The sequence below is a fragment of the uncultured Caulobacter sp. genome (assembly GCF_937900395.1).
Taxonomy (GTDB): Bacteria; Pseudomonadota; Alphaproteobacteria; order Caulobacterales; family Caulobacteraceae; genus Caulobacter.
On the sequence record NZ_CALCDX010000222.1, the window covers coordinates 1 to 6,843 of the forward strand.

The 6,843-nt window shown below is 67.3% G+C and carries 5 protein-coding genes and 3 pseudogenes; 6 read left to right on the top strand and 2 right to left on the bottom strand.

The window, feature by feature from the left end; genetic code table 11:
* Window positions 1-242: 242 nt before the first annotated feature.
* The 5 genes and pseudogenes from Q0379_RS20115 to hflX form a co-directional block, all read left to right on the top strand.
* Window positions 243-452: pseudogene (locus Q0379_RS20115) on the top strand (hypothetical protein); the annotation flags it as partial.
* Window positions 453-605: 153 nt separating this feature from the next.
* Window positions 606-1,778: pseudogene (locus tag Q0379_RS20120) on the top strand (sigma-54 dependent transcriptional regulator); the annotation flags it as partial.
* On the top strand, window positions 1,779-2,642 hold the full coding sequence (locus Q0379_RS20125; protein ID WP_299015910.1) for a D-amino-acid transaminase: 864 nt from the start codon (window positions 1,779-1,781) through the stop codon (window positions 2,640-2,642).
* Window positions 2,643-2,798: 156 nt separating this feature from the next.
* Window positions 2,799-3,047, top strand: coding sequence for an RNA chaperone Hfq (hfq, locus tag Q0379_RS20130; protein ID WP_013079113.1), 249 nt, complete (start codon window positions 2,799-2,801; stop codon window positions 3,045-3,047).
* A gap of 5 nt (window positions 3,048-3,052) precedes the next feature.
* On the top strand, window positions 3,053-4,393 hold the full coding sequence (gene hflX, locus Q0379_RS20135; protein ID WP_299015914.1) for a GTPase HflX: 1,341 nt from the start codon (window positions 3,053-3,055) through the stop codon (window positions 4,391-4,393).
* On the opposite strand, the gene mazG is transcribed toward hflX, so the two are convergent.
* A complete protein-coding gene (gene mazG / locus Q0379_RS20140) occupies window positions 4,390-5,223 on the bottom strand; it encodes a nucleoside triphosphate pyrophosphohydrolase (protein ID WP_299015917.1) in 834 nt (277 codons plus the stop codon). The genes hflX and mazG overlap by 4 nt on opposite strands.
* The gene (locus Q0379_RS20145; RefSeq protein WP_299015920.1) at window positions 5,183-6,580 is read right to left on the bottom strand and encodes an MFS transporter; all 1,398 of its coding nucleotides are present in this window, start codon (window positions 6,578-6,580) and stop codon (window positions 5,183-5,185) included. The genes mazG and Q0379_RS20145 overlap by 41 nt, the downstream gene beginning before the upstream one ends.
* Before the next feature lie 123 nt (window positions 6,581-6,703).
* Here Q0379_RS20145 and Q0379_RS20150 point away from each other — a divergent pair.
* Window positions 6,704-6,843 (top strand): annotated as a pseudogene (locus Q0379_RS20150) (hypothetical protein); the annotation flags it as partial.

The following is a 6,843-nucleotide window of genomic DNA, read 5'->3' on the forward strand; positions in this document are numbered from 1 at the left end:
CCAAGGTGTGGGTCGAGCGGGACCTGGAGCTGAACGGTGACCTGCGCGAGTACCGCCGCATGGAGCGGGGCTTCCTCGCCTGGGTGGCCGAGGCCCAGGGCGACGACGCCCTCAAGCGTGCCAGCAAGGCCGAGGCCATCACCAAGCTCAACCTCCTGTGGAAGGAGGCGGGCAAGGCCAAGGCTGCGGCCAGCGCCGAGTACGTCCAGGCCCTGGTGGACGCCGGGGAGCAGGTCGTGGTGATGGGCTGGCACAAGTCGGCCATCGCCAACTTCACCCGCCACCTCGCCGCCAACGGCACCACCGTGGTCCAGGTGGTCGGCGGGATGACCCCCCAGGCCAAGGTCGATGCCCAGGACGCCTTCCGGGCGGGCGATGCCCAGGTGCTGGTGGCCAACATCATCTCCGGGGGTACCGGCCTCAACCTGGAGGTCGCCGCCCACCTCGTCTTCCTCCAGACCTGCTGGTCGCCCGGCGACATCATCCAGGCCAGCGACCGCATCTACCGGGTCACCCAGCGCCGGGACTGCACCGTCCACGTCCTGAACGCCTCGGGCACGGTGGACGACCGCCTGTGGAACGTGCTCAAGTTCCGGGCCGATCTGCTCGACGCCGATCTTCCGGTGATCATGATCTCGGGGCACGGGAACATCGAGACCGCGGTTAGCGCGATCAAGCGCGGCGCCTACGAGTTCCTGGAGAAGCCGTTCAAGTCGGACCGACTGCTGCTGGTGGTGGAGCGCGCCTTGGAGGCCGCCGGCCTGCGGCGCGAGAACCGCCGGCTACGCGCTCAGACCCTCGCCCCCGATGGCCTGATCGGCAAGTCGGCGCCAGCCCAGGCGTTGCGCCAAATGATCCTGAAGGTGGCGCCGGCCAACAGCCGCGTGCTGGTGTCCGGTCCGCCGGGCTCTGGCAAGGAGCTGGTGGCGCGGCTGATCCACGGCGCCAGCACCCGCTCGCGCCAGGAGTTCGTCGCGGTCAGCGCCGCCGGCATGGCGCCGGAGCGGCTTGATGTCGAACTGTTCGGCGAGGAAGGCGAGGGCGGCCGGCCGCGCAAGATCGGCGTGTTCGAGCGCGCCCACGGCGGCACGCTCTATCTCGACGAAGTGGCCGACATGCCGCGCGAGACCCAGGGGCGCATCCTGCGGGTGCTGGTCGAGCAGCGTTTCCGCCGCGTCGGCGGCGATAACGACGTTCAGGTCGACGTCCGGGTGATCTCGTCCACGTCGCGCGACCTCCGCGACGAGATCGCGGCCGGCCGTTTCCGGGAGGACCTGTTCCATCGCCTGAATGTCGTGCCTGTCCGCGTGCCCGGCCTGGCCGAGCGGCGCGAGGATATTCCGGAGCTGATCAACTTCTTCATCGAGCGGATCAGCGAGGCGACCGGTCTGCAGCGCCGCCGGCTCGGGGAGGACGCTCTGGCGACGCTTCAGGTCCAGACCTGGCCTGGCAATGTCCGCCAGCTGCGCAACAACGTCGAACGCATGCTGATCATGGCGTCCGGGGAGCCCGGCGATGTGATCACGGCCGAGATGCTGTCCGGGGGCGATCAGCCGGGCGCGGGCAACGCCGGCGCGATCGGCGCCGAGCGGATCATCGCCTTGCCGCTGCGCGAGGCGCGCGAGCTGTTCGAGCGGGAGTATCTGAACGCCCAGATCCTGCGGTTCGGCGGCAACATCTCGCGCACCGCCAACTTCATCGGCATGGAGCGCTCGGCGCTTCACCGCAAGCTTAAGTCCCTGGGTGTCGCCGGCGCCCGGGCCGAAGAGGAAGAGTAGATGTCGCGTTTCGCCTATGTGAACGGTCAGTTCGTGCGTCACGGCGAGGCCGCCGTTCACATCGAGGACCGCGGCTATCAGCTCGCCGACGGCGTCTACGAGGTCTGGGCGGTGTTCGACGGCAAGCTGGCGGACGCCGAAGGCCATTTCGCCCGTCTCTGGCGCAGCCTGGACGAGCTGCGGATCGCGCACCCGATGAGCGAGGCCGCGTTGACCCTGGTTCTGCGCGAGGCCGTGCGACGGAACAAGGTGCGCGAGGGCCTGGTCTATCTGCAGGTGACACGCGGCGTGGCGCGTCGGGATCACGCCTTCCCCAACCCCGCCGTGCCGCCGTCCGTGGTCATTACGGCCAAGCCGATCGACCGCGCCGCCACCAACGCCAAGGCCGAAAAGGGCGGTTCGGTGATCTCGGTCCCCGAGAACCGTTGGGCGCGCTGCGACATCAAGTCGATCGGCCTCCTGCCCAATGCGCTGGCCAAGCAGGCGGCTCGTGAGCGCGGCGCGGTCGAGGCGTGGTTCGTCGACGACATGGGCCTGGTGACCGAGGGCGCGTCGTCCAACGCCTGGATCGTGGATGCGGAAGGGATGCTCCGCACTCGCGACACGAACGCGAACATCCTGCGCGGCGTCACGCGTTCGACCTTGCTGGAGGTCATCCGAGACGCGGGTCTGCCGATCAGCGAGAAGCCCTTCACGATCGCCGAGGCGCAAGCGGCTAGGGAGGCTTTCATCACCGGGGCCGGTTCGCTGGTGACGCCGATTGTGCAGGTGGATGGGGTCAAGCTTGGGGACGGAAAGCCTGGCCCAGTGGCGATGAAGCTTCGGGGCGCCTATATAGCGCGAGCACGTGAGAAAGCCGTCTGAAGCCTGAGCAATTTTAGCCAGGAGCGTCGGTTCGTCGCGTGACCTTGCGGAAATTTTCGCTGCGACCTTGTCGCTTTCAGCGAAAAATCATCTAGCATGGACCTGTTTGTGTGGGGGGCGTGTGGCCCTCCGTGAACAATGAGAGGGGAACCCCCGATGTCTGCCGAGAAGAAGCAAAACCTCCAGGACACGTTCCTGAACAGCGTGCGCAAGTCGAAGACGCCGCTCACCATTTTCCTCGTCAACGGCGTGAAGCTGCAAGGCGTGGTCAGCTGGTTCGACAATTTCTGCGTCCTGCTGCGTCGTGATGGCCAGTCGCAACTGGTCTACAAGCACGCCATTTCCACCATCATGCCGGCGCAGCCTGTCCAGCTCTATGAGCCCAGCGCCGACTCCGACGACTGAGACGCTTGTCAAAATCCACATCCCGGTCGATTGACCACGCCGCGCCGATCCTGAAGGCGCTCGTTATCCATCCGGCGCGGCAACTGCGCGGTCAGGCGGCCTCCGAAGCTCGGGATCCCAATTCCCGGCTGGAAGAGGCTGTCGGCCTCGCAGTGGCGCTCGATCTCGAAGTCGTGGAGGCGCTGATCGCGCCCCTTCGCGCTGTCACGCCTGCGACCCTGTTCGGCAAGGGCAAGGTCGAGGAGTTCGCCTCGATCTGCGAGGTCGAGCACATCGACGTCGCCGTCTTCGACGACCAGCTGACGCCGATCCAGCAGCGCAATCTCGAAAAGGCGCTGGAGGTGAAGGTCGTGGACCGAACGGGCCTGATCCTCGAGATCTTCGCCCGCCGCGCCCGCACCCGAGAAGGCAGACTTCAGGTCGAGCTCGCCCGGCTGGAATATGAGCGCTCGCGCCTCGTCCGCACCTGGACCCACCTGGAGCGCCAGCGCGGCGGCACGGGCTCGACCGGCGGTCCTGGCGAAACCCAGATCGAAATCGATAGACGTCTGATCGCGGGCACGATCATCAAGCTCAAGAAGGAGCTTGAGGAGGTGCGTAGGACGCGGACCCTGCATCGCAGCGCCCGCAAGAAGGTCCCGTATCCGACCGTCGCCCTTGTCGGCTACACGAACGCTGGCAAGTCGACGCTGTTCAACCGCCTGACCGAGGCCGAGGTCTTGGCCAAGGATATGCTGTTCGCGACGCTGGACCCGACCCTGAGGACCGTGAAGCTGCCCGATGGCCGGCCGGCGATCATGTCCGACACCGTGGGCTTCATCTCCGACCTGCCGCACGAGCTGGTCGAGGCCTTCCGCGCCACCTTGGAGGAGGTGCAGGAGGCCGATGTCGTCCTGCACGTCCGCGACGTCGCCAATCCCGACAGCGAGGCCCAGGCCCGCGATGTCGAGACGGTGCTGTCGGAGCTGGGCGTCACCCTCGACAGCGGCAAGACCGTGGTCGAGGTCTGGAACAAGATCGACCTGCTGTCGGAGGACGACCGCGAGATCATCGAGGGCCAGGCGCGCCGCGTCGGGGCCTCGGCGGTGTCGGCCGTCACCGGCGAGGGCTGCGAGGCCCTGCTGCGCCGGGTCGGCGGGCTGATCGACGACTCCCCGCCGGTCGAGGTGCGTCTGGGGCCGCAGGACGGCCAGGCCCTGGCCTGGATCTATCGCAACGGCCGCGTGCTGGGCCGCTATGACGGCGAAGGCGGCGAGGTCACTTTGGTCGCGCGTCTCGACGGCCAGGCTCTGGGCCGGTTCGAGCGCCAGTTCCCCGACGCCCGCATCGAGCCGGCGGCCACCTAGGGCTTAGTCTTTTCCGCCGCCTTGGCGTCGTTCCACAGCGCGTCCATCTCGGCGAGGTCCGATTGGTCCGGCGTCTTGCCGCGCTCCACCAGTCCCGCCTCGACGAAGGCGAATCGGCGCGTGAACTTGGCGTTGGTGGCGCGTAGGGCGTCTTCCGGATCGACATCCAGTTTCCGCGCCAAGTTGGCGCAGACAAACAGGATATCGCCCAGCTCCTCGCGCGCCTTGGCCATGTCGCCGGCCTCGATCTCGACGGCGATCTCTTCAGTCTCCTCGCGGAGCTTCTCCAGCACCTCGGCCGCCGTCGGCCAGTCGAAGCCGACGCGGGCGGCGCGCTTGGTCAGTTTCACGGCGCGGGTGAGGGCGGGCAGGCCGGTGGGCACGTCGTCGAGCACGCCGTGCTTGGCCTTGGCCTGGCGCTCCTGAGCTTTCAGGGCCTCCCAGCCCTCGACCTGGGCCGAAAGGTTCTCATAGGCATGGTCACCGAACACGTGCGGGTGGCGGCGGATCATCTTGTCCGAGATCGCGGTCGCGACGTCGTTGATGTCGAACGCGCCTTGCTCCTGCGCCATCCGCGCGTGGAAGACGACCTGCAGCAACAGGTCGCCCAGCTCCTCTTTCAGGTCCGACAGGTCGCCGCGCTCGATCGCGTCGGCGACCTCGTAGGCCTCCTCGAACGTGTAGGGCGCGATGGTCGCGAAGGTCTGCTCCAGGTCCCACGGACAGCCGCCGTTCGGGTCCCGGAGCTGGGCCATGATCTCGACCAGTCGAGCGATCGGGCTCTGGTCTTCACTCGGCGGGGGCGACGAAGGCGTTGGCTGCGGGGGCATTGGGATCCGGTTCGGCTGCGGGCTTCGACGAGGCCTCGGCCGCGTCCCGCGCCGCGAGCTGGCGCTGAATCTCGGCGAGACGGTTCGCATCCAGCGGATAGCGCATCATCACCGCCGCGACCACCAGTCCCAGCGCCGCCGGGGCGAAAGCGTACAGCCCGACCAGCGCCGCATCGCCCGCCGCGGTCGGCGTCTTCGGGTCGAAGCCCATCGCGCCCAGGATAATGAACACGCCGACGGCCAGGGCGTAACCCAACTTCACCGTGCCGGTGACGATCGCGTAGAGCAGGCCGGTCTTGTCCACGCCGCTGATCAGCCGCTCCTCGTCGCCGATGTCGGCCATCATGGATCGCACCAGCAGCTGCGCGGCGGAGTAGGGCAGGCCCGCCAGGATCAGGACGATCATGCCCAGCACGACTTCTCCGGGCGGCATGAAGGCGGTCGCCAGTTGCACGAACGCGTAGACGACCGAGGCCACGGCCAGCGCCTTGTGCTTGCCGATCCGCTTGGCCAGCATCGGCCAGATCGGCGCGCCGGCCAGGGCGGCGATGAAATAGATCAGCAGCAGGACGCCCGACTGGGTTTTGTCGAAGCCCTTCATCCGCTCGAAGAAGAACAGGAACAGCGTGCCGGCGATGCCGGGCGCGAGGCCCATCAGCAGGTCAGCGATCAGCAGGCGCCGCACGGAAGGCCGAGTCAGCAGGCCGAGATACTGCTTGAGGCCCGTCTTTCCGTGCTTGGGTGGCGCTAGAGGCTCGCCGACGGTGCTCACGGCGAGGAGGACCGCGAGCGGCGCCAGCACGACGATGAACCAACCCATGGCGGCGATGCTGTCCAGATGATCGCCCTTGAACACCCCCGTCACGATCGGCGGCAGGCACAGCACCAGGATCATCCCGACCACATTGGCGCCCTGCCACCAGGCGAAGACGCGGGAGCGCTGCTGGTAGTCGCTGGACAGGACCGCGCCCCAGGCGGTTTGTGAGAGCACGACCATCGAGTAGCCGACATAGACGACGGACAGCCAGAACCACAGATAAAGGGGGCCGACGCCCGGCTGGGCCATGAACAGGGCGTAGGACCCTATCGCGATCACCGGCGAGCCAGCGGCCAGCCAAGGACGGAAGCGGCCGAAACGCGACCGCGTATTGTCCATCAGCCCGCCCAGAACCGGATCCAGAAGCATGTCGACCAGCTTCACGATCAGGAAGGCCGCGCCGACCGTGGTCAGGGAGAGACCCAGCGAGGTGACGTAATACTCAGGGAGATAGACGACCAGCGGCAGGCCCATGGCCGCGATCGGGACGGCCGGTGAGGCGAACCTGGCCAGCGCCCATGACGATTTACGCTCCGTCATCCCTGTACTCCTCCCGCGCCTTCGTTCGCGCTTCTTACTTGGCCCGAGACGGCCATTTCAAACGAGTGTGCGAGCATTGTTCGTCCAGCGCCAGCCCGTTCTAGCATCGAGTCGCGACGCCGCGCTTCACGCGGGCGGCCGCTGAAGGTCTGGAAAGGGACGCGGAGCGCCGGACGACGTCCGGAATTCTTTGTGTTGTTACCGTTTTGACGAAGCCCGACGCTCCGCGCGACCGTTATCCGCCAGCGTCCCGGGAAGGTGGC